The following is a 23,470-nucleotide window of genomic DNA, read 5'->3' as shown; positions in this document are numbered from 1 at the left end:
GATTAATTTAAATTAATTTCATAAAATTAGAACAAATATTCGCTGAAAAATTAATTAAAAAATTAATAAAATTAGAAAATTATAATCAAATTTGATTAAAAATAAGTAAATTTACACTTAAAATACTTATACTATTAAACTAATACTTATTATATTAATAAAAAAATGATTTGTTAAATACTCGAAATAAATATAATTTAAAAAAATTAATAAGAATACAAAAAGATTAATAACAAATGTTTAACAAATTAATATAAAAAGAGAAAAATATTATTAGATTAAAAAAAATTGAGGACAATTATTAGAGGTGAAAATATGGATAATCCAAACATTGATAATCCTGCTCCAAAGAAAGAAGAAAATGTGATTATATTAGATTATCTTAAATTTGGATATATAAATCCCGAAAGACCAACTGCTCGTGGAAAGCCAATTGCACAAGCTCTTGGCGTTGATAAATTCACATTAATCGAAGTCACACCAAAACAAGGAATTGATTTGGAAATTCATGAAAAAGTTTACATAGGTTCTGGAAAAAGAGACAAGATCAACCGAGTAAAGGGATTGCTTGATTATGAAAAGCTTACTGCTACAAGCAGAATCGAATTGGAATATGCAATTAAGGAAATCATCCAATCAAAAGAGGAGATTTACATTAAGTTCTTTAATGAAATAGATTCCTTAAACATCAAGATGCACAAGCTAGAGCTTATTCCAGGAATCGGCAAGAAACATACTCAAATGATTCTTGAAGAGCGTAAGAAAGAGCCTTTCAAAGACTTTGAAGACCTAAAGAAGAGAGTCCCTCTTCTTGGAGATCCTGTTGACATGCTTGCAAAAAGAGTAAGCCTTGAACTCGACACCACACAAGTGAAAAGAGGCAAGAAAAAATACTATATGTTTACTCAAGTTCCAAGCAAACATCCTTCCAATAAAAAGAGATATAGAAGAGGAAGAAACAACAGAAACAGGAACAACAGAAACAGAAAGCCAAATAAAAATAGGAATAAAAAACCTAATAATAAGGCTAATAATAAAGCAACTAATAAACCAAAAACAGAATGAGCTTGCTCATTCTAACTTTTCTTTTTTTACAATCATTATTTTAAAAAAATTTTGAAATATCTTATAATTATTGAAATATCTTAAAGTCTTAAAAACCGTCTGACTCTTTTTAAATAAGGGGATTAATTAAAATTCTAATTTTAAGGTGATTAATTGAAGGAAGAAATATCATTAGCAAAGCAAACCAAAAGGATACTTCAGGAAAATGATATTAAGTTAAACAAGAACCTTGGACAGAATTACCTTATCGACGACTTTAAAAGAAAGAAAATAATCAATTATGCAAATCTAACAAAGGAGGATACAGTCCTAGAGATTGGCCCCGGAATAGGAACTCTTACAATAGAGCTTGCTAAAAGAGCAAAAAAAGTAATTGCCATAGAGCAAGACGAGACTATTTTTAATATCCTTAAAAAACGTCTAGAAAAGGAAAAAATCAATAATGTTGAGCTTATAAACGGCGATGCAGTTAAAGTAGACTTTCCAGAGTTTAATAAGATAGTCTCAAACCTCCCTTATCAGATATCCTCACCTATCAGCTTCAAGTTCCTTAATCACGACTTTGACCTTGCTATACTCATGTATCAGAAGGAATTTGCAGACAGAATGAATGGAAAGGTGGGAACAAAGCAATATTCAAGACTTAGCGCAATGCTATACTTTAAGGCAGATGTCAAGTTCTTAACAAAGGTATCTCCAGAGTCATTCATTCCATCTCCAAAGGTAGATTCGGCGGTTATCCAACTTAAGCCAAAGAATATTGATTCAATAAGAATCAATGATAAGGAATATGAAATAGATAAAGAAACATATAAGACATATTCGAAAGTGGTTAAGGCATTGTTCCAACACAGAAACAAGAAGGCAAGAAATGCATTGATTGATTCCAGACATATAATTGGCTTTAAAGATAAAAAGGAATTAAAAAGCATTTTAAACGATTTGGAAGATGAAAATCCAAGAATAAAAGAAATACTATTAGAGCGAACCATTAATTTAGCTCCAGAAGAGATTATGGAACTAACTATACTCTTAAAAGACCAATTATAAATAATTAATTGAATATTGATTAAAAATTCTAATTAATCTAACTACTCTAAATATCTTATCAAACAAATTTACAGGCAAAATTATGAGAATGGGGAAATTTGAAATAGAAACAGATGATTTAGTATACATCCCTTCAGATGACACTTTTCTATTAGCTGAAAACCTTGAGATAAAGGAAGGCCAAAGTGTCCTTGAAATAGGAACAGGATCAGGGCTTGTCTCTATGTATGCAAGTCTACTAACAGATGATGTAACAGCAACAGACATCAACTACAATGCCCTTGAGCTTGCTGAGAAGAACTTCAAGCTAAACGATATCAACACAATAAGGCTTGAGTTCGGAGACCTATTTGAGCCTGTAAAAAATGAGAAGTTTGATGTAATTCTATTTAATACCCCATATCTGCCTACCGATACTGATGACATTATTGATGATGATTTGAATTATGCATTTGACGGTGGAATAGATGGAAGAAAAGTCATAGATAGATTCATTAATGAAGTGTCACATTATTTAAATGATGGAGGAATTGTCCAGATAATTCAGTCCTCATTATCCAATAATGATAAGACATTGGATATGTTTGATAGGAATGGATTTATTGCAGAAATAGCTAAAAGCGAAAGCTTTTTCTTTGAAGAGATTGTTCTGATTAATGCCTATAAGATTTAAACCATTTCAATTTTCAGACTGATTATTATTTTTATGATAATATGAAAACTAAAAACACCAAAACAAGACCACAATTAACAAAAGACCTGAAAAGTGAAGACTTCATGGAATACTATTTTTTAAAGGAAGAGTTAAAGGAATTCTGTAGAAGAGAAGGATTGAAGATTGGCGGTAGTAAAAATCAGTTAGAGGAAAGAATCATTTACTATCTGGATACTGGCAAATCATTAGATGAATCTGTCAAAGATGGAAATAAAACCAAAAATCACAAATCTGTCAAAGATGATAATAAAACTAAAAATTGCAATCATAAAATCAGTAATTCTGATTCTCAAGAAATCACATTGGATTCCATTTTAGGTGAGAACTTCAGATGCAGTGAAGATAAACGGGAATTCTTTGAAAGGGAAATAGGAAAAGGATTTAAATTCAAGGTAAAATTCCAAAGATGGCTGAAGGCAAATCCTGATAAAACATATCAGGATGCAATCAATGCCTACTATGAATTGCAGAACTCCAACGAGAAAACCAAAATAGACAGGCAATTCCAATACAACCAATACATACGGGATTTCTTTGAAGACAATGAGGGCAGATCCCTGGATGATGCAATTAAATGTTGGAAATACAAGAAAAGTCTTAAAGGCCATAACCGGTATGAAGACTCTGATTTGAAAATATTGAAATCATAAGAAAATATTTAAAAATTTGAAAATCATATTTAATCATATAATCTAACAAAATCAGCAAATTGAGAGGATAGGATGAATTTGGAAGAGAGAAATTCAAGGGAAATAGAGGAGTTCTTCAAATCAAAAGGAGTGAAAGTGGTAGGTTTTGCTAGTCTTGAAAACATTAGAAATGTTCCTAAGGAGTATCCAAACAGCATTTTAATAGGGATTCCAATTGAAAAGGAAGCATTGAAAACCATCTATACCAATGACCAATCATTGTATGTTGAATCCATGAAGGAAGTGGCTCAAAAACTGAATGACATTATCCTTGAAGGTGAGGATTACATCAAAAACACCATGAATTACAATGCCTTGGCCATTTCAAGAGAAAGGGTGGCGGGGGAATTGAAAGACCTTGCCAGCAAGATTCCCCATAAGACAACCGGAACAAGATCTGGACTTGGATGGATAGGAAGATGTGCATTGCTCATCAGTCCGGAATATGGTGCCGCACTTAGACTCTCTACATTGCTTACAGACATGCCCATTAAAGTGGGAACACCTATAGATGACTCCTTATGTGAAGATTGCACAGACTGCCAGGATGCATGTCCTGTAGATGCGATAAATGAAGTGAAATGGAACTCAAGGCGAGAAAGGGAAGAGTACTTCGATGCGGAAAAGTGCTTTGAGTTCATAAAGAAGGAAATGAAAAGAACAAACGGCAAGAGCTTATGCGCCAAATGTGGTCTGGCTTGCCCTTACACTAAAGAATACTTAGGAATAGAAACCGACAGGAATCTAATTAAGGAAATATGATTTAAAATTTAATTAAAATTTATTTAATTCTTTAAATAGGAGTTTTTAGGGGGTTTTACTATTTTTAATGGAAGTCCATTAGATTTTTACAAAGAAGAACTGCCAAGATTCATGATTTTATCAAGAAACATTTTGAATTATTTGAAAGAAGGAAAAACACTTGAAGAAGCTTGTGCCAAGGCAGGTGTTGTTCAAAATGAGCTGAATATTTGGAAGCTTTGGGCGGATAAAGGTTTGCAGCCCTATAAAGATTTCTTTAGAGAAATTGAAAATTATAGATGATTTTTCCAGAATCCTATTTTATAAATGTCTGAAAAAATGCAATTTGAAAAAATAATTAAAAATAAAATTTTAAGAAAATAAAAAGAATTTAAAAAAAAGAAGAAATAAAATTTAAAGAAAAAAAGAATTTAAAAAAAAGAAGAAATAAAATTTAAAGAAAAAAAAGAATTTAAAAAAAAGAAGAAAAGAAAATTTATTATTAAAGAATAATAAATTCTATTGGATTTCAGCATTGAATACTAATGCTGCAGGGCCTTTCATAAATGCACCAAGCTCACCATCTTCCTCATAGACCTCAAATTCAAGGTCTCCTCCAGGTAAGTGGAGAAGTACATTCTTATCAAAAAGACCTAATTTTACACCGGCAAGGGCTGTTGAAGTTGCACCGGTACCACATGCAAGGGTAACGCCAGCTCCTCTTTCCCAAGTTCTCATTTTTCCTTCATTTTTGCTTAAAACCTCAACAAAATGAACATTGATCTTTTCAGGGAAAACTTCATGGCATTCAATGGCCGGTCCGTATTTGTCAATATCAATATCATCTACATTGTCTACAAACAAAATGGCATGAGGGTTTCCCACATTTACGCAAGTTGCCTTGAAAGTGGTATCTATCACATCCAAATCCCCATCAACGAATTCATCTGTATCAGCAATCATAGGAATTTCAGGGACCTTGAATGTGGATTTGCCCATATTTACCTTAAAGAGAACAGGCTCTCCGTCCTCTACAGTTATCTCAATGGTTTTGATACCTGATTTGGTTTCAACAGTCATTGTTTCCTTTTCCACAATCTTGTTTCTGTAGACAAAGTCTCCAAAGCAGCGAATGCCGTTTCCGCACATTTCAGCTTCAGATCCGTCAGGATTGAACATTCTGTATCCAATGTCAGCGACGTCTGATGGGACAACGAACAATACTCCGTCTCCCCCTACACCAAAGTTCCTATGACATAACTGTCTGCATGCTTCTGGCTTATCTGCTTCTTTGATTTGTTCTCCTTTACTTTCATCAATTATAGGGAAATCATTACCGATTCCATGCATTTTAGAGAATTTTAAACCTTTTAAATCTACCATAATAACACCTAATTTGATAATGTACTTTTCTATTTACAAGCACCTATTTTAAATAATCCATCTATTTCAAGTGTTCTGGAATGGATTGCTTTTCAAATATGTCATCAAAGGTCTGTGCTTCACGAATAACAAAGGATTCTCCGTTTTTAACAAGGATCTCTGCTGGAAGCGGTCTTGAATTGTAGTTGGAAGCCATGGTATAACCGTATGCGCCAGCATTCAATATTCCTAATATGTCACCTTCCTCAATATCTGGAAGTGGTCTGTCCCTTGCAAAGAGGTCTCCTGATTCACAGACATTACCAGCAACGTCTACAGTTTGGGTAGGCTCTTCATTCATCTTGTTTGCAACTACAATGTGATGGTAGGAATCATACATGGCAGGTCTAAGAAGAGTGTTGAATCCTGCATCGACTCCGATGAATTTTCTATAACTTTCCTTTACGCTGTTTACTTCAACAAGTATTACAGAAGCGTCACCTACAATGTATCTTCCAGGTTCAAGGTATAAAATAGGTTCTCCCATGTCAAACTCTTCTAATTTTTCTTTGAATAATTTTATATTTTCCTCTGCAAAGTGCTCTAAGTCTAAAAGCTCTTCTTCTGGAGTGTAAGGAATACCGACTCCTCCACCGAAGTCAATAAACTCAAAGTCAATTCCAGCTTCTTGGTGGACCTTACCTGCAATGTTCATTGTAGATTCTATAGCTAATTTGAATGGTTCCGGGTCAAGAATGCCTGAACCGATGTGAGAGTGCATACCTACAGGCTCGAATCCTAATTCCTTAGCTAATTTGTAAATCTCTACAGCTTCGGTTTCCATAATACCGAATTTACTCATTTCCCCACCAGTGATACAATGACCGTGGTGGCCTGCACCTACCATAGGGTTTACTCTGAAAGAGATCTTTTTACCTTGTGGATCGATGCTTTCAGCTAACCTTTTAAGGGCAGAGACGGAATCGATGTTTAGGATAACGTCTTCGCTGTTTACATAGTCCATCTCATCGTTTCTAATGTTGTTTCCTGTAAAGAGTATCCTGTCTCCGGAAAATCCCATCTTTTTACAGATATAGACTTCTCCAGGGGAAACTGCATCGATACAGCATCCTTCCTCTTCGAGGATTTTGAGCACTGCAATGTTTGTATTTGCTTTGCATGCATAGAATACTTTAAATTTAGGATAAAATTTAGTAAAAGCATTATAAAATCTGTTGTAGTTGTCTCTAACTCTTTCTTCGTCTATTACATAGATAGGAGTGCCATACTCTTCTACAAGTTCACAAGCATCAGCACCGCCAATATCTAAATGGCCTTTGTCGTTTGTCTTTATGTTTAAATCCATAATTAGCCTCCATGAAAATATTAAAATTATACTGCAATAATCTTAAAAATAAGTTTTCAATAAATGTCTATTTAAACTAATATATAAAATTATTTAAGGAACTTGAATATCCGACTAGAAAAAACTAAATATTTTATTAATGAAATCCAAATAAAATAACTATTAGGTTTAAAGTTTTCTAGAATAAATTAATTAAAGGTTTAAATTTTTTATAATAAACTTAATAAAGGTTTCAGCTTTTTTAGAAAAAACTTAATTAAAACAATAGAAATGTGATAATATGACAAATAGAAAAGACTGGGGATTGACAGTAAGAGGGATAGTTCAACAGGAAGATAAGATATTAATCCTTAGAAGACATCCCAAGTCAAGAAACAATCCTAATAAATACGAGCTTCCAGGAGGAAAAGTGGATCCCGGAGAATTCTTTGATGAAGCATTGATTAGGGAATTCAAGGAAGAAACCAATCTTGATGTAAATATAGTGAGCTTATTTGAGACAGTACAAGATGAATTCATAAGTAGAAGAACCAATCAGCCGATAAGCACTGTTCAGTTAATGATGAATCTTGAGATAATGGGCGGAGAAGTGGAAATAAGTTCAGAGCATGATGATTTTAAGTGGGTGAGCATAGAAGAGTTGAAGGAGCTTTATAAAAATGATATGGTTACACCTACATTAAGATTGACTTTAGAAAAAAGAGATTTTAAGATTTAAATATCTTAAATTTATTAATTTTATTTTTAATGAACTTTTAACAAAAGATTTAGAGAATGAAAGAACTTTATCTAAGTAAATAACTTCACCCAACTAAAGAACTTCATCTGAATGGAGCAAATATATAAAAAAAGCATTATTTTTCAATTACAGCCTCGATATAAGGATTAAAGAACTTCTGAAGCACTTTAACGATAGGCCCAATTATTACAGCTGAAATTATGGTTCCTTCACGGACTCCTGCAAGGTAGCCTAGGAAAACTATTGAAAGAATAGCTGCTGTAAGCACTAATGATGTATCAAAGAAAGGTTTTACCTTAGGAAACTCCTTATTTAGAACCTTTGAAATAGCCACAATGATTCCATCGGGAGGAAGAAAGACCACCTCTGTTTGAACCTCAAGCAATACGCCAAATGCAACAACCACACAACTTAGCATAAGGACGGCAAACTGGCTAATGTAGTTTGTAGGATTTAAAAAAGTTACAAGCGTCATTGAAAAGTCAATTGAAAGGGAGAAGATTGTTCCTACAATTATCTGAAGATACTGTCTCCTTTCAAAGTCTCCCCTAAGGAGGATTATCTGAACAAGTATGAATATAACATTAAATATCAAACAGACTGTTCCAACGCTCATATTCAAGATAAGGCTTGAAACATATGGAAGGCAGATGATTGGAGATGTTCCCAGATTTGCCTTGATTGATATTGAGGCCCCTAATGATATTAAAAACAGTGAAAATAGGTAAATGACATACCTGTTGATTCTTTTTATTTCCATGTTAATTAATTTATTTGGAAGTCTTTAAATAATTTTTTAAAAAATTTAAATAAAAGAAGCAAAAAGTAAAATTGGTAAAGAATTTTTTAAAAAGAATAAAAAGAATAAAAAGAAAAAAATCTAGTTTCAAAAGAAACTGGAACAAAAAAAATAAATAAAAAAGAAGAAAATCTAGTTTCAAAAGAAACTAGAACTTAAAATTAAATTATAAGGAAGAAAAAACCTTATCAAGAGCTTCAACAAGTGCATCAATCTCTTCCTCTTTAACTACAAGAGGAGGTGCAAACCTTAATACATTACCTGCTGTACAGTTGATTAAGAATCCTTCTTCAAGCATCTTTCCAACTATATCTGCTCCTTCAAAGTTTAATTCAAGCCCTACTAAAAGACCGGAACCTCTTACATCAGTTATGAAGTCGTATTTGTCTTTAAGAGGAGCTAATTTTTCCTTAAAGTATTCTCCCATCTTTTTACTGTTTTCTACAATATTCTCTTCTTCGAATGCATCAAATACTGCATTTGCAGCTGCACCTGCAAGAGGGCTACCTGCAAAGGTTGTACCGTGGTCTCCCGGTACAAATCCGCCAGCTACATCCTCTTTGGCCAGAAATGCAGCCATTGGGAATCCTCCGCCGATTCCTTTTGCAACAGTCATTATATCTGGCTCAAGGCCAAATAATTCATGTGCAAACAATGCTCCGCATCTTCCAAATCCTGATTGGACCTCATCTGCAATGATTAGGATTCCTTTTTCCTTGCATAAGTCATTCAATCCTTTGTAGAACTCTTCTGAAGCAACATGAACTCCACCTTCACCTTGAACAGGTTCAATGATGATTGCTGCAGTTTGATCTGTGATTGCTTCCTTAACGCTGTCCAAATTGCCGAATTCAACTTTCTTAAATCCTTTTGGCAGGTTTTCAACATAAGGTGCGCTGTATTCAGGGTGATCAGTTACAGAAAGGGTAAGGATTGTTCTTCCGTGGAAAGAGTCTCCACAGTATAGGACCTCATGCTTGCCGCTGTATTTGATTGCAAGCTTGATTGCTCCCTCATTGGCTTCAGCTCCAGAGTTTGCAAAGAATATTCTATCAAAGCCAGTTGCATCCACCAATCTTTTGGCATAAACTGTTGCAGGTTCGTTATAATAGATGCTTGATACGTGAATAAGCTTTCCTGCTTGCTCTTGAATTGCGCTTACAAGCTTAGGATGGTTGTGACCTAAGCAGTTTACAGCAATACCTGCTAAAAAGTCCAAATACTCGTTTCCATCTATGTCCCATACTTTTACTCCTTCTCCATGGTCAAGGACTATTGGGACCCTGTTAAATGTATTAATGAAATATTTATCTTCAATATCAATGATTTCCTGTGTATTCATAAATAATAACTCCTTAAATTTTTTTTTTTAATTGATTAAATTAATTGAATTAAGTTAATTTATTGATTAAAATAAGAGTTTAACACAATTATATTTATAGTTTATAATATAAAAAAATAATTAAAGATAATGTTTTGTAATACTTTTCATAAGATGATAAATATAAGCAATAATTTGAGGATAAAAAAATTTAAACAACTAATTGTGTTGATTGATTTGGTGATAGGATGGCTAGAATAATACTTGGCAAGACTGGACTTGAAATAGAGAAAAACGGATTTGGAGCACTCCCTATTCAACGTGTTGACTTTAATGAAAGTGCAGAGATTGTTCGAAAGGCTTACAATAACGGAATAAACTTCTTCGACACTGCAAGAGCATATACAGATAGTGAAGAAAAACTTAACTATGCATTTAAAGGATTCGATAAAGAGTTTCCACGAGAAAGCATCATTATTGCAAGCAAGACCCAAGGGGAAAACAGAAGAGACATTGAAAAGGATATCAAGACTAGTCTTGACAATCTAGGAACCGACTATATAGACCTTTATCAGATACACAACCCATCATTCTGCCCTACAGAAGGGGACGGAAGCGGAGCATACGATGCATTGTTCGACCTCTACGATGAGGGAACAATAAGACATATAGGATTCACCTCCCACAAATATGAACTTGCAGAAGAAGCAATCCACAGCGGATTATACGAAACCATACAGTTTCCTTTCTCTTACCTTACAGGGCCAAAGGAGCTTGCAATTGTGGAGATGGCAAGGGCAAACAATATAGGATTCATTGCAATGAAGGCAATGAGCGGAGGGCTTATCAGAAGCTCTAAGGCAGCATTTGCATACATCAATCATTTTGATAATGTTGTTCCAATATGGGGAGTTCAAAAACTAAGCGAACTTGACGAATTCCTATCATATATGGCAGACGACACCAAATTAGATAAGCAACTTGAAGAGATAATTGCAAAGGAAAGAGAAGAATTGCAGGGAGACTTCTGCAGAGGCTGCGGATACTGCATGCCATGCCCTGAAGACATTCAAATATTCATCTGCGCAAGAATGTCATTATGGATTAGAAGGTTCCCAGCTGAACCAAACCTAAATGAAGAGACTCAAGAGAAGATGAGAAAGATAGAGGACTGCACAGAATGCAGGCAATGTGTCATGAAATGTCCATATGAACTTGACATTCCAGAGCTTTTAAAGAAGAACTATGAGGATTATAAAAAGATCCTATCTGGAGAAATTAAGGTTTAAATTTATTAAATTAGGTTTAAAATAGTGAAAAAGAAAAAACCTTAACTTTTAGGAATAAATAGTGAAAATTAAATAGATAAAGAAAAAACTTAACTTTTAGGAATAAATAGTGAAAAATAAATAAAAACTAGAATTAAAAAAATATTAAAAAAGAGTGAAAGGTCTAAAAAAAAGAATAAAAAATGGAATTAAAGAATTCTGCGAATTTTAAGTAAAGTAAGGAATTAAAGAATTCCAAAGGCTTCAAGCATTGATTCTAAACCCAATAGAATAATAGCGATTCCGCCGATAATTTCAATATAATCAGCATACTTGATTGCATAGTTTGTACCATATGTTCCTAAGAGAAGCCAAGCAACAACGGCTATCAAACTCAATATAAGCAAAACAAATGAATTAACACCTGCTATTACACCTTCAGATGATAGAATAAGGTTTTCAATGTTTCCAAAAATAAGCAATGCAGTGAATGGAGCATAAGGTTTCCAATCCATCTTATCCACCCCTTATGTTCCTAACAGCCTCATAAACAGCTTGAAAACCTAAAAGAAATATTGCAAGACCGCCAATAAAATTAATAAGATTGGAATATTGTATTGCAACATCAGTAATGACTGTACCGATTACAAACCACATAATAACTACAAGAATACTTAATCCACCTAAAATCTTAGGATCCACTCCCTGTACAACTCCTTGGGAAGATAAAATCAAGTTCTCTATATTCCCAAAAATGATTAACCACATAAATTGCATATATTGTTCTAACATATTTTCTTATATATAAATAGTTATATTTAAAATTTTTTAGAAAGCGATAAATCACTGAATAAAACAGAAAAAACTAAAATTAAATTGAATATGAAAAGACTGGAAAAAATAATTTTAAATATTAAGTTAAATAAAATATAAATAGTATTTTTAATATGTTTTAAACAAGATATTATGTTTCAAACAACTAAAAAAATAACTAATTCATTAAAAGACAATGAAAAGTGATTATAATGAAAAAGGCAATTATTGAAACTGAAAAAGGAGATATCGTATTGGAATTATTCCCTAACGAAGCTCCTGGAACTGTAGCAAACTTTGAAAAATTAGCAAACAGCGGATTCTATGACGGATTAACCTTCCACCGTGTAATTCCTGACTTTGTAATCCAAGGAGGATGTCCAAGAGGAGACGGTACCGGAGGACCTGGCTGGACCATCAAATGTGAAACCGAAGGAAACCCACACAAACATGGAACCGGAGCATTATCCATGGCACATGCAGGTAAGGACACTGGAGGAAGCCAGTTCTTTATTACCCACAGTCCGCAACCTCATTTAGATGGTGTTCACACCGTATTTGGACAAGTTATCGAAGGAATGGATGTTGTAAATGCTATCCGTCCTGGAGATAAGATGCTAAAAGTTACTGTTCAAGGATAAATCCAAGCAGTTTAACTCTAACTTATTTTTAAATAGATCTGGGAAGTTTTTAACTCTTTTTATATATAAGAGTTTTTAACTCATCCTTTTTATTAACAAATTTAAATTACTCTTTTTTTATTAAAAATCATATAATATAATATTTATCCAGTAAACTAGATAATAATATATAAAAGACTATCCAGTAAACTAGATAATAATATATAAAAGACTATCCAGTAAACTAGATAAGAAAGATATAAATTTGTAAAAATAAAAATTCATAAAAAAAGTCCTTCATAAAAATAAAAACAGAAATTAAAAGATAAATAAGATTAAAATAACAAAAAAATAAAAATTCAATAATAAAAAGTAAAAAAATAGAAAAGGGACTTTCTCACAACCCCCAATAAAATTTTTGGTCAAGGTTTTTTGGCCGAAGGCCAAAAAAGCTTGAGTCATAAATCACCATTTTCTCTTTCAACCAATTCAAGGTCATCCGGATTTCTAATCATATAGCCGCATTCATGGCATTTATATGTATTGAAATTGATCTCTTCAAGTGCTTCGGAACCACATCTTGGACATCTTGCCATAGTACACCCTCCTTTAAATGAATAATTATCCTATATTTTGCGTTATTTAAATAGTTTTCTAAATGATTCTTTAATCTTAAAAAAGATAATAACATAAAGAATTCTTTAAATAATTCATTAATTAAGTTAATAAAATTAAAAATATATAATAATTTCAACATAAATTCTAATCATGAAGGTCTTAAAGATAGCAATTATCATGCTTATTTTAATCATATCTCTGGGAGCGGTTTCAGCAACAGAGAATTTTAATAATGATTTAAGTGATAATGGACTAAACGATAACACATTAAGCGACAACAGCTTAAATGAAAATACCTTAAGCGACAACACTTTAAGTGATAAAAGCTTAAGCGAAAGCACAATCATCCAAAATGATCATGATAATTTAAAAGATACAAATAATAATGATAATAATAAAGCTCTAAAAGATCCTGCGAAGACATTTACAGACTTACAAATGGAAATAATAAATGCAAGTGACCTTTTAGAATTGACAGACGACTATAAATACAACAATGAAACTGACAATATCACATTAACAATCTCTAAAAGCAATTTCGTAATTAACGGAAATGGCCATACAATAGACGGAGACAATCAATGTGGCATTTTCCAAATCAACGGAACTAACATAACCCTAAAAAATCTCAATATAATAAATGCAAACTCTACAAAGGACAGCGCCCTATTACTCAACCCAGGCTCTGAGCTTGAGACAAACAATGTAACCTTCATCAACGACAGCTCAGACAAAAGAGTAATATTTGCATTTGGAGCAAAATATACAAGCAATAATGATAAGTTTATAGACTGCACATCCCTCAATGATGGAGTAATAAACTCATACCTTGGTGAAATAACTATCAACAACGGATATTTTGAAAGCTCCAAGCCATTGGACTGGGCTTTCGTCAACAGTTTGGGAAATTCCTCAATCTACGTTTTAAACACAACATTTGCAAATACCACCTCCAAATACGCTACAGCAATCAAGGGAGATCGAGAAACAGTAATTCATGATTCTAAATTCATTAATCTCTATGCAAACCTTACTGCAGGAGCAATAGGATTAAAAAGAATTGAAGAGGCTGAAATTGACAATTGCACATTCATTAATGTGAGTTCACAAAAAAATGGAGGGGCAATATTCCTTGACATATATTCAGATAGCGAAGACGTACCAATAATGATTTCAAGATCCTCCTTTGTTAATTGCTACAGCGAATTCGGAGGAGCAATCCTCTCTTTAGGGGGAAAAATCACATTGGAGGAAGACAATTTCACAAACAATGGGGCATTCTTTGACGGAGGAGCAATCTATTCTTCCTTCTCACAGCTTACAATTTCACAGACAATCTTTGACAATAACTCTGTAGAATTAGATGATGATAGAGGTTCCTTTGGAGGGGCAATATTCTCTGACATTAGCGCATTGATTATATTGAATTGCAGCTTCAGCAACAATAACGCCCAAACTGGAGGAGCCCTATATACATATGATTCAGGCTACTACATTGCAAACTCCACTTTCAAAGACAATACCAACAAAGAGAGTGAGTTTGATGATATCTTCACAGACTTCGATGGGGAAATCGCCACACTTGAAAACAATAGCTATAGCGGAGAGGATTCAATATGCCTGAACAACGAAAGGTATGAATCAGTAATCGCCGTTTCTGGAATGAACTTTACCCTCATAGAAAATGAAATCAATGTGACAAACCCTCCTCGGAAATTTGACCTACGTGAATGGGGATGGGTGACTCCAGTTAAAAACCAAGGCTACATGGGTTCATGTTGGGCATTTGGAACTGTAGGAGCTATAGAATCTTCAATATTAAGATTTTTAGGCCTTGAAATGGACATCTCTGAAAACAACATGCAAGACAGCTTATTGCAATATTATCGCTATGGAACCCTAGGAGCAGAAGAAGGGGGAGAGTATAACCTAGGCCCTTCCTATGCATTAAGTTGGTTTGGAGTATTCCCTTCAGAATATGACGTTTACGATGAGCTTGGAAAGATTTCAGCAATAATCGCAACAGATGACAGCATCCATTTGCAGGACGCAGTCTTTGTGCCTCCTCTTATGAATTCCACTGACAAGGATAAATTAAAGCAATCCCTTTTAAAATATGGCGCTTTAGCAGTAAGCTACTATGCCGAAACCGATGAACCTGGATTAAATGAGAATACCTCATCACAATACAGCCTAAAAAATGATAGTAACCATCGCGTTCTTTTAGTGGGATGGGATGATGACTATTCCAAGGACAATTTCTATATGACCCCTCCAGGAGACGGAGCTTGGATAATCAAAAACAGCTGGGGAGAAGAATTAGGAGATAAGGGATACTATTACATATCCTATTATGACGCAAGTTTTGCAACCCTAGTGCCTTCTGTCGGATTCCCAATAATGAATACAGTCATTTACAATAAAAACTATCAATATGACATCGGAGGCACATTGGAATTCACTGATATGGGAAATGAATACGTCAATGAATTTGAGGCTTTGGAAGATGATTTCATTGCAGCAGTCGGAACATACTTCATTGATGCTGGCGTCGATTACAACATAGAGATCTATGTCAATGATGAATTGAAATACAGCCAAGATGGAACTTCACCATTTTTTGGATTCCATACAATCCAATTGGATTCATATGTCCCTATCAAGGAAGGGGATGAATTTGACGTTAAGATCACATCAGACTGCATTCCAATTTTAGAAAGTGGAAGACAGCATTATATAGAAAACAAGTCAGCTGCAAATCTAAATGGAGAATGGGTAGACCTTACCAGTGACGGGAAAGTCTGTGCTATAAAGGTATATACTACAGATGAAGACAAGAAAAAGGAATCTTCTAGAATCAATACAAGAATAGACTGTAAAAACATGACAACCACTGCAGTGGCATCTGAAGACGGCAGAATAGGAGAATACTTCCAAGTTACTTTAAAAGACGAAAACGGAACTGCTTTAGCCAATAAACCAATAAAGATAGGTTTCAATGGAAGGGTCTATGATAGAACAACAGATGAAAACGGCAGTGCAAAGCTACAGATAAACCTTGCTTACAAAGGCACATACACCTTTGCAATAGGATTCTTAGGAGATGAGGAATACCTTGGAGCATTTGAAGTTGCTAAGATTACTGTAAAAGTACAGACCCCTAAATTGACTGCCCCAAATAAGTCATATAAGGTAAGTGCAAAGACAAAAAGCCTTACTGCAAGCTTCAAGACAGCAAACGGAAAGGCCGTAAGCGGTAAAAAGATAAGTTTCACAGTTAATGGCAAAACATACTCAGCTAAAACCAATTCCAAAGGAACTGCTACTGTAAATGTAAGCCTAAACAAGAAGGGAACTTATAGCTTTACTGTCAAGTTTGCAGGTGACGATACATTTGCTACTTCTAGTGCAAAGGCTAAATTGACATTAAAATAGATTCAATAAACCTTTTAAGTTAAAAAAAGGCTAAATTATTTTTGATAATTTAGTCTTTACTTTTATTTTTTTAAATAAAAAATAATCTCAATTATCTTTTTTTTAAATAAAAAATACTGCCAAATATCTTTTTCTAAATAGAAACTACACCCAATTATCTTTTTTTAAATAAAAAATACTGCCAAATATCTTTTTCTAAATAGAAACTACACCCAATTATCTTTTTTTAAATAAAAAATACTACCAATATCTTTTTTTAACTAGAACTACTATTTATTCTTAAAAAAATTTAAATATTCATTACTCTTTTTTCATAATTCATATTATTTTATCAAGAAAACACCAATTTTAGATTAAAAAACTGGCAAATTCAAAGAATTATTTAAAAAAAATTATATAATAATAAGAATATAGCAAATATTATGTTATTCGAAAAGGAAAATACCGAGGAAAAGATTATAAGAGCCACATTCGATATTGTTCAAAGGGAAGGATTACAAAAGGCAACAACTAAAAAGATAGCTGCTGAAGCAGGTGTAAATGAAGTAACTATTTTTAGAAAGTTTGAAAACAAAAAGAACCTCATAAAAAAGACTAAAGAATATTATACCAATCAGCTCATCGCCAAACTAGAGGAAAGCTTTGAATTTAACGAAACCGACAGCATTGAAGAATATCTTAAAAGAAGCTTCAATAAGATTTTAGAATTTTCAGAAGAGGATTTCAACATAATCAGAGTTGCAATGCAGGAAGTTAAGAATGATGATGACAAAAAGCTCCTTATCACTACAATTACAGACACAATAATAAACAAATTGGATGAGTTCTTTAAATTGCAATTGGAAAAGGGAACAATTAAGGATCTTAATTCCAAAGCAGTATCCCTAATGTGCTTTAGCATAATATTCCAGTCTCTTATCTTATGGCAGATATATAATGATGGAGATTTAGCTGCAGACTATTATGCAGATGAATTTTTAGATATAATTTTTAATGGAATTAAGGTTCAATAGGTTCTTTAAAACTATTTAAGAGAATAAACCTTGAATAGATTCTTTAAAACCTATTTTAAGGAAATAAAGACAATAATCCTAATTATTTTATTCAATTTCCCTAATAAAAATTAGTCTAAAATCTATTTAAAATTAAAAATAATCTTTAATTATTTTTCTTTTTTAAAAATAATAAATATTCTTTTTGTTTCTCCCAAATAAATATGTAAGTAAACACTTGCATTCGAAAAACTTTATATAATAAGGTATTTATATATTATAGTGTGGAAGAAACTCACAAAAACTAAACCTCGTAATTATACCTAAAAAATTTTAAGATAAATATTAAAACAATTCTAGTTTTAATTTTTATATCTTTGTTGCAACTAGTGTTTCTGCATCTTTGATGTGGATACATTAGCGCACAAGATATAAATGGATTAAATTCTATTTTTTATTAAATAAGGTTTAGATTAAACTTAAAACTATTTTTAAAGCAAAAATCTATTTTTATAAAGAATTATTCTTACTCGTTTCTATGAATGAACTTAATGAATAAAAACATAAACTCCCAATAGGATAAAGAGCAGAACCACATTTAAAAATGTAAATATAATCAAATATCTGATTTTAAACTCCCCATGCTCCCTCACAAGAATCTTATATGAAATAAGATTTGCCATAGACGCAATAAGAGTTCCAAGCCCTCCAATATTGATTCCAACAATTATCGCCTCATAATTAGTGCTGAATCCACTGAGCAAGATTGCAGCAGGAACATTTGAAATAAACTGAGATGCCACTACGCCCCAAATAACCTCATTGCCTATTATCCACTTTTTAAACAACAGATTAAAGAATGTAATGTTTTCCAAGTTTCCTATCAATACAAATAGTGCTATGAAAGTCAAAAGAAGGAAATAATCAACACCAAATAAGACTCTTTTAAAGAAGCCTTCCTTATTAATCTCAACTTTGCCAAATTTAGGCAAGTTTACTGCATCGCTTGGAACAAAGAAGGATAGAATAATCAAAAACACTGCAGATACAACGATATAAGGCAAAAGAATCAAGAAAAATGACTGGAATGGAATATGAGAAACCATATACATTACAATATTATGTGGAGCCCCAATAGGAAGAACCATACAGCCAACATTAGCTGCAATTGTCTCCATAGACACTGCAAATATTATCAAATCAAGTCTATCAACCTTTCTTAAGGCCAATATTGTAAATGGTACAAATATAATCAATGAAACATCATTTGTAATGAATATGGAGCTAAAAAAGCAGGTGAAGACTAAAAATAGAACCAGTCCTCTGGTATTTTTTACTTTTTTCAATAGCTTACGAACCAATATTTCAAAAACAGACAGATTCTTTAAAATCTCTACAAAGAGCATAATTATAAAAAGAAGAATAATTGTTTCCCAATTGATATAATTTAAATAATCTACACTGGGAGGAACAAAAAAACAAGAAATAATAGCTAAAATCAGAGAAATAGAGAATATTATTTCTTCCTTAAAAAAGTGAAAAAGTCTGTCTGTCAAGTCATTCATAATATTATTTTAGAAACTATATTTAATAAAGTTTTAAAAATAGAAAAAAATAAAAAAATAAAAAAAGAAGAAAATTGGTTTAAAAAAAAGAAAAAGAAATGATTAATAATCATTTCCTCCAATCTATGTTGGCCTATCTGTATTAAACTTATCCTTGGACTTTACACCTACCAATGAAGCGAATATTGCAAGGATACAAGCCACTGTACAGATTCCACAGATTATTTGAGATGCTTGAACCACCATTCCTGCATATTTAGTTGCAAGAGGCAAGCTGCCCATCACCCATGCAAATACAAGGGTTAAAAGCCCAAGACTCATAGTCTGGCCTATTGTTCTCATGGTTGCCTGTGAAGCTGATGCTGTAGGAGCATCCTTTGGAGGAACAGAACTCATTATCGCATTCATATTTGGAGAGGAGAATAGTCCCATTCCAATACCTTGTAAGATCATAGCAAGTATTACAAAGTAAATAGGAGTGTTTCCATCCAGGAATGTGAGAATAAGAAGAGCCACAGTAGCAATTGACATGCCTATTGCAGCCAGTTTCTGAGGATGTATCTTATCTGAAAGCTTTCCAGAGTTTGGAGCCATTATTGCCATGATAATTGGAGTGATAATCAATATCATACCTGCAGTCTGAGCATTCCATCCCCTTACATACTGGAAATGATAATTCAAGATTGTTGTAACCACCATAACGGCAATATAGCTGCACAATGCTGCTATATTTGAAGATGTGAACTTCTTATTTTTAAATAGGTTCATATTGAATACAGGAGACTTCTGTCTTAGCTCATAAGCTCCAAATACAACAAGCATGGCAAGTCCTGCAATGGTTAGGATAAGACCTGTGCTTGTTGTTAAGGTTGTAAATCCATAGATGAATGCCAATATTCCGATTCCATATAGAATGGATCCGATCATATCGATCTTGTCCTTTTCATATGTCTTCCATTCTCCAGGTATTTTAAATGCCATAAGAAGAACGCAAATAACAAGGAAAGGAATTACAAAGTAGAACATTGATCTCCAGCCGAGATTATGAACAAGGAATCCGCAAATTACAGGAGACAATGATGTAGCCAAATAAACCCCAGTCACTGTAAATCCAAGTGCCTTTCCCCTATTTTGAGGCTTAACTGCATGTACAACCATAGCCATAGCAGACACATTCAAGAATGCAACCCCTGCACCCTGAAGGATACGGAAAAGGAGGAATGACTCAGTAGAGAATGAAAGCACAGCCCCTATTGAAGCAAAGAGGTAGACAAGCACTCCTCCAAGCAAAGACTTCTTAACACCAAACTTACCTGATATCTGCCCTGCAGGAACTGTAAATATAGCTACCACAAGGAAGAATATTGTAGGAACCCAGTTTTGAATAACATTATTCATTGCAAACTCTTGTGCAATAGCTGGAACCCCTATGACAATTCCATTTGATAAAAATACTGCAAAAAATGAAGTAATAAACGATACCGCCACTACAACTGTTTCTAAATCTAATTTCATAAAATCCCTCTTATATTTGTTTTTTAATCAATACACAAAACGACAATTAAAATAATTATAATTAGTTTTTAATCAATACACAAAATCATAAAATTAAAATAATGAAAACTTAATTCCCCCTATTTAAAACCCATAAATAATTTTTTTCAAGCAATAAATAAATTAACTTGGCTTTTCAATATTAAACTCATCCTTAGACTTTATACCAACCAATGAAGCAAATATAGCCACTACACAAATTATTGTACAGATAATACAAACTATCTGAGATGCTTGAACAACCATTCCTGCATACTGTGAAGATAGCTTAAGACTGCCCATAATCCAAGCAAATACAAGGGTAAGAAGCCCTAAACTCATTGTCTGACCGATTGTTCTCATTGCAGACTGTGCTGCTGAAGCATTAGGAGTCTCCTTAGGAGGAACAGAGCTCATGATCGCATTTGTATTTGGAGTTGTAAATAGTCCCATACCAACCCCCTGAAGTACCATAGCAACAATAATCAGCCAAATTGGAGTGTTTGCATCTAAGAATATCAAAATCACTAGGGCTGCAGTTGCAATGGTCATTCCAATAGCTGCCAATTTTTGAGGATGTATCCTATCAGACAATTTACCGGAGTTTGGAGCCATAAATGCCATGATTATAGGGGTAACAATCAATATAAGCCCAGACATTTGAGCGTTCCATCCCCTTACATACTGGAAATGATAATTCAATATGGTAGTGAGTGCTGCAACTGCAAGATAGCTGCATAATGCCGCAACATTGGAGGATGCAAACTTAGTATTCTTAAACAATCTCATGTTAAATGCAGGAGTGTCCACTCTTGTTTCATAATATGCAAAGGCAAGAAGCAATATAAAGCCTACAACAACACAAATCAAACCCCAAGCGTTTATCAAGTTTGTAAATCCATAGATGAAGAGCAATATTCCCACTGCATAAATCATGTATCCTATAGAGTCAATCTTATCATTTTCATAGGTTTTCCAATCCCCTGGAATCTTCCAAAGCATTAGCGCAATACAAATAAGGAAGAATGGAATTGTAAAGTAAAACATGGATCTCCATCCAAAGTTATAAACAAGGAATCCGCATATTACAGGAGAAAGGGATCCTGCAAGGTAAACCCCAGTTACAGTAAGCCCAAGGGCCTTTCCTCTGCTTTGTGGCTTGATTGCCTGAACGACCATAGCCATAGAAGCCACATTTGAAAATGCCCCTCCGATTCCTTGAATCACCCTAAAGAAGAGGAATGATTCGGCAGAAAAAGCAAGGCATGCTCCTATTGAACCGACGATAAAGATTAATACTCCAACAAGCAAAGACCTTTTGACACCGAACTTACCGGACAACTGTCCAGCAGGAAGCGTAAACATAGCTACAACAAGCAATGCGATTGTAATAATCCAATTTTGAACTACATTGTTCATTCCAAACTCATTTGCAATTGCTGGAACTCCTATGACTATACCTGCAGCTAAAAACACTGCAAAGAATGCTGTAAGGAATGATACAAGCAATACAGATGTCTCTGAATCGAATTTCATTTTATCACTCTTGACAATATATAAAAATAACCCATAAAAATAAAATCTCCGAAATAGCCATTCATGACTTAAACTGTCAATAGAAAAATCAAATCTAATAATTCTAAGGAACTAAAATCATAAATCCTCCGTTAATTTCATTCCATTAATAGCTATCTCTTTTATTCTTTCAATAACTTCCTTATCATCTTCGGTTATTCCAACTTCCTTTTCCCAATCCTTAGAAATCTGCCTAACCTTAGGAACCAACTCATCACCTTTGGAAGTGGTTCTTAACATGTACTTTCTCCTATTCTCCGGATTTACCTCTCTTTTAATGTATCCATCATCCTCCAGTTTCTTCAATGACTTGGCAATGTTTCCCTTGCTTTGACCAGACATTATCACCAAATCATCTTGAGAAATATTTGGATTGTCGTAAATCATCATGATATACCTTATCTCATGGCCTAAATCAAACTCGTTGATTTTTGCCTTTAGGTACTTGAAATGATTCTTAGAGAGATTATGAATCCATGCAATTAAGGGAGAATTATCCCATATTCCCTGGAAGCTTTCACCATTCATAAATGCACCCCTAAAATTAAAAAAGTATTCTTCAAAATTATATTGGCATTCATATGATATAAATGTTTCATTTGAAACAGTTAAAAATGAAACTATTATCTAAAAAAATTATGATTAAAAAAGTCCAAAAAGATATTTTAAGAACTAAAAATAAATATAATATAAGATTAAAAAAATAAAAGGCAAAAATATGAAATTAGTCATTCAAAGAGTTACAAACGCCAGCGTAGAAGTTGAAGGAGAAATTACAGGCCAAATAGAAGAAGGATTAATGGTTTTAGTAGGTTTTGGCCAGACAGATACAGAAAAAGAAGTTGATTACCTAGCTAGAAAGCTTACAAAACTTAGAATATTCCCAGATGAAGAGGGCAGAATGAACCGTTCAGTAAAAGATATAGGAGGAAAACTCTTGCTTGTTCCCCAGTTTACCTTATACGGCAGAACCAAAAAGAACAGACCTTCCTTCCATAAGGCCTTAGCCCCAAATGAGGCTACCAAACTCTTTGACTACTTTGTAGAAAAGTGCAGCGAAGAGGTTCCCTGTGAAACAGGAGTATTTGGTGCATTCATGAAAGTGAGCTTGTTAAACAATGGTCCTGTAACTATACTGCTTGAAAAAGAGTTTGAAGACTAAAAAAATAAAGAAGTATTGCAAAAAAGAGATTTAAAAAAAAGA

23 protein-coding genes are annotated in these 23,470 nt (G+C 33.4%); 12 read left to right on the top strand and 11 right to left on the bottom strand.

The features are described from left to right. The first annotated feature begins 315 nt into the window (after positions 1-315). The 6 genes from MRU_RS00800 to MRU_RS11830 all read left to right on the top strand — a co-directional run bounded on the left by MRU_RS00800 (position 316) and on the right by MRU_RS11830 (position 4,563). Entirely contained in the window at positions 316-1,065 is a 750-nt protein-coding gene (locus MRU_RS00800) for a DUF655 domain-containing protein (protein WP_012954967.1), read from the top strand. Between the two features lie 153 nt (positions 1,066-1,218). Beyond that, on the top strand, positions 1,219-2,115 hold the full coding sequence (gene rsmA, locus MRU_RS00795; protein ID WP_012954966.1) for a 16S rRNA (adenine(1518)-N(6)/adenine(1519)-N(6))-dimethyltransferase RsmA: 897 nt from the start codon (positions 1,219-1,221) through the stop codon (positions 2,113-2,115). Positions 2,116-2,203: 88 nt separating this feature from the next. Next, positions 2,204-2,788, top strand: a complete 585-nt coding sequence (locus MRU_RS00790; RefSeq protein WP_012954965.1) for a HemK2/MTQ2 family protein methyltransferase — start codon at positions 2,204-2,206, stop codon at positions 2,786-2,788. Positions 2,789-2,829: 41 nt separating this feature from the next. Beyond that, on the top strand, positions 2,830-3,480 hold the full coding sequence (locus MRU_RS00785; RefSeq protein WP_012954964.1) for a DUF6434 domain-containing protein: 651 nt from the start codon (positions 2,830-2,832) through the stop codon (positions 3,478-3,480). A gap of 72 nt (positions 3,481-3,552) precedes the next feature. After that, a complete protein-coding gene (locus MRU_RS11165; RefSeq protein WP_012954963.1) occupies positions 3,553-4,281 on the top strand; it encodes a 4Fe-4S double cluster binding domain-containing protein in 729 nt (242 codons plus the stop codon). A gap of 141 nt (positions 4,282-4,422) precedes the next feature. Then, entirely contained in the window at positions 4,423-4,563 is a 141-nt protein-coding gene (locus tag MRU_RS11830) for a hypothetical protein (RefSeq protein ID WP_171776152.1), read from the top strand. A 216-nt stretch (positions 4,564-4,779) separates the two neighbouring features. Here MRU_RS11830 and dapF read toward each other — a convergent pair whose 3' ends face one another. Both dapF and lysA read right to left on the bottom strand, forming a co-directional pair. After that, the gene (dapF, locus tag MRU_RS00775) at positions 4,780-5,643 is read right to left on the bottom strand and encodes a diaminopimelate epimerase (RefSeq protein WP_012954961.1); all 864 of its coding nucleotides are present in this window, start codon (positions 5,641-5,643) and stop codon (positions 4,780-4,782) included. Between the two features lie 61 nt (positions 5,644-5,704). Next, positions 5,705-6,988, bottom strand: a complete 1,284-nt coding sequence (lysA, locus tag MRU_RS00770; RefSeq protein WP_012954960.1) for a diaminopimelate decarboxylase — start codon at positions 6,986-6,988, stop codon at positions 5,705-5,707. Positions 6,989-7,268: 280 nt separating this feature from the next. Here lysA and MRU_RS00765 point away from each other — a divergent pair, with 280 nt between their 5' ends. Beyond that, positions 7,269-7,706 (top strand): NUDIX hydrolase, encoded by a 438-nt coding sequence (locus MRU_RS00765; protein ID WP_012954959.1) that lies wholly within the window; start codon positions 7,269-7,271, stop codon positions 7,704-7,706. A gap of 136 nt (positions 7,707-7,842) precedes the next feature. Here MRU_RS00765 and MRU_RS00760 read toward each other — a convergent pair whose 3' ends face one another. Together MRU_RS00760 and MRU_RS00755 are read right to left on the bottom strand one after the other, a co-directional pair. After that, a complete protein-coding gene (locus MRU_RS00760) occupies positions 7,843-8,487 on the bottom strand; it encodes a YczE/YyaS/YitT family protein (RefSeq protein WP_012954958.1) in 645 nt (214 codons plus the stop codon). Between the two features lie 205 nt (positions 8,488-8,692). Beyond that, positions 8,693-9,868, bottom strand: coding sequence for an aspartate aminotransferase family protein (locus MRU_RS00755; RefSeq protein ID WP_012954957.1), 1,176 nt, complete (start codon positions 9,866-9,868; stop codon positions 8,693-8,695). 227 nt (positions 9,869-10,095) lie between these two features. Here MRU_RS00755 and MRU_RS00750 point away from each other — a divergent pair, with 227 nt between their 5' ends. Further along, positions 10,096-11,136, top strand: a complete 1,041-nt coding sequence (locus MRU_RS00750) for an aldo/keto reductase (RefSeq protein ID WP_012954956.1) — start codon at positions 10,096-10,098, stop codon at positions 11,134-11,136. A 224-nt stretch (positions 11,137-11,360) separates the two neighbouring features. Here MRU_RS00750 and MRU_RS00745 read toward each other — a convergent pair whose 3' ends face one another. Then, entirely contained in the window at positions 11,361-11,630 is a 270-nt protein-coding gene (locus MRU_RS00745) for a hypothetical protein (protein ID WP_012954955.1), read from the bottom strand. A gap of 1 nt (position 11,631) precedes the next feature. After that, positions 11,632-11,907 carry a hypothetical protein gene (locus tag MRU_RS00740; protein WP_012954954.1) on the bottom strand — a complete coding sequence of 92 codons (276 nt, stop codon included), beginning with the start codon at positions 11,905-11,907 and terminating at the stop codon, positions 11,632-11,634. 233 nt (positions 11,908-12,140) lie between these two features. Here MRU_RS00740 and MRU_RS00735 point away from each other — a divergent pair, with 233 nt between their 5' ends. Further along, a complete protein-coding gene (locus MRU_RS00735) occupies positions 12,141-12,569 on the top strand; it encodes a peptidylprolyl isomerase (RefSeq protein ID WP_012954953.1) in 429 nt (142 codons plus the stop codon). Positions 12,570-13,006: 437 nt separating this feature from the next. Here MRU_RS00735 and MRU_RS11825 read toward each other — a convergent pair whose 3' ends face one another. Then, on the bottom strand, positions 13,007-13,144 hold the full coding sequence (locus MRU_RS11825; protein WP_012954952.1) for a hypothetical protein: 138 nt from the start codon (positions 13,142-13,144) through the stop codon (positions 13,007-13,009). 172 nt (positions 13,145-13,316) lie between these two features. On the opposite strand from MRU_RS11825, the gene MRU_RS00730 reads away from it, so the two are divergent. After that, positions 13,317-16,601: a C1 family peptidase gene (locus tag MRU_RS00730; RefSeq protein ID WP_012954951.1), complete on the top strand. Its 3,285-nt coding sequence runs from the start codon at positions 13,317-13,319 to the stop codon at positions 16,599-16,601. A 422-nt stretch (positions 16,602-17,023) separates the two neighbouring features. Then, the gene (locus MRU_RS00725) at positions 17,024-17,614 is read left to right on the top strand and encodes a TetR/AcrR family transcriptional regulator (protein WP_012954950.1); all 591 of its coding nucleotides are present in this window, start codon (positions 17,024-17,026) and stop codon (positions 17,612-17,614) included. A 527-nt stretch (positions 17,615-18,141) separates the two neighbouring features. Here the strand turns inward: MRU_RS00725 and MRU_RS00720 are convergent. From MRU_RS00720 to MRU_RS00705, 4 genes are all read right to left on the bottom strand, one after another. Then, complete coding sequence (locus tag MRU_RS00720; protein ID WP_012954949.1) at positions 18,142-19,158, bottom strand: SLC13 family permease; 1,017 nt, start codon at positions 19,156-19,158, stop codon at positions 18,142-18,144. Between the two features lie 123 nt (positions 19,159-19,281). Next, positions 19,282-20,673: an MFS transporter gene (locus tag MRU_RS00715; RefSeq protein ID WP_012954948.1), complete on the bottom strand. Its 1,392-nt coding sequence runs from the start codon at positions 20,671-20,673 to the stop codon at positions 19,282-19,284. A 162-nt stretch (positions 20,674-20,835) separates the two neighbouring features. Further along, positions 20,836-22,227, bottom strand: a complete 1,392-nt coding sequence (locus MRU_RS00710) for an MFS transporter (RefSeq protein WP_012954947.1) — start codon at positions 22,225-22,227, stop codon at positions 20,836-20,838. 117 nt (positions 22,228-22,344) lie between these two features. Next, positions 22,345-22,794, bottom strand: a complete 450-nt coding sequence (locus MRU_RS00705) for a MarR family winged helix-turn-helix transcriptional regulator (protein ID WP_012954946.1) — start codon at positions 22,792-22,794, stop codon at positions 22,345-22,347. A 190-nt stretch (positions 22,795-22,984) separates the two neighbouring features. On the opposite strand from MRU_RS00705, the gene dtd reads away from it, so the two are divergent. Further along, the gene (dtd, locus tag MRU_RS00700; protein ID WP_012954945.1) at positions 22,985-23,428 is read left to right on the top strand and encodes a D-aminoacyl-tRNA deacylase; all 444 of its coding nucleotides are present in this window, start codon (positions 22,985-22,987) and stop codon (positions 23,426-23,428) included. The last annotated feature ends 42 nt before the right edge of the window (positions 23,429-23,470 follow it).

The sequence above is a fragment of the Methanobrevibacter ruminantium M1 genome, from assembly GCF_000024185.1.
GTDB lineage: Archaea > Methanobacteriota > Methanobacteria > Methanobacteriales > Methanobacteriaceae > Methanobrevibacter > Methanobrevibacter ruminantium.
Note: the sequence above shows the minus strand (reverse complement) of the source record. Positions and strands in the feature narration are given on the sequence as shown.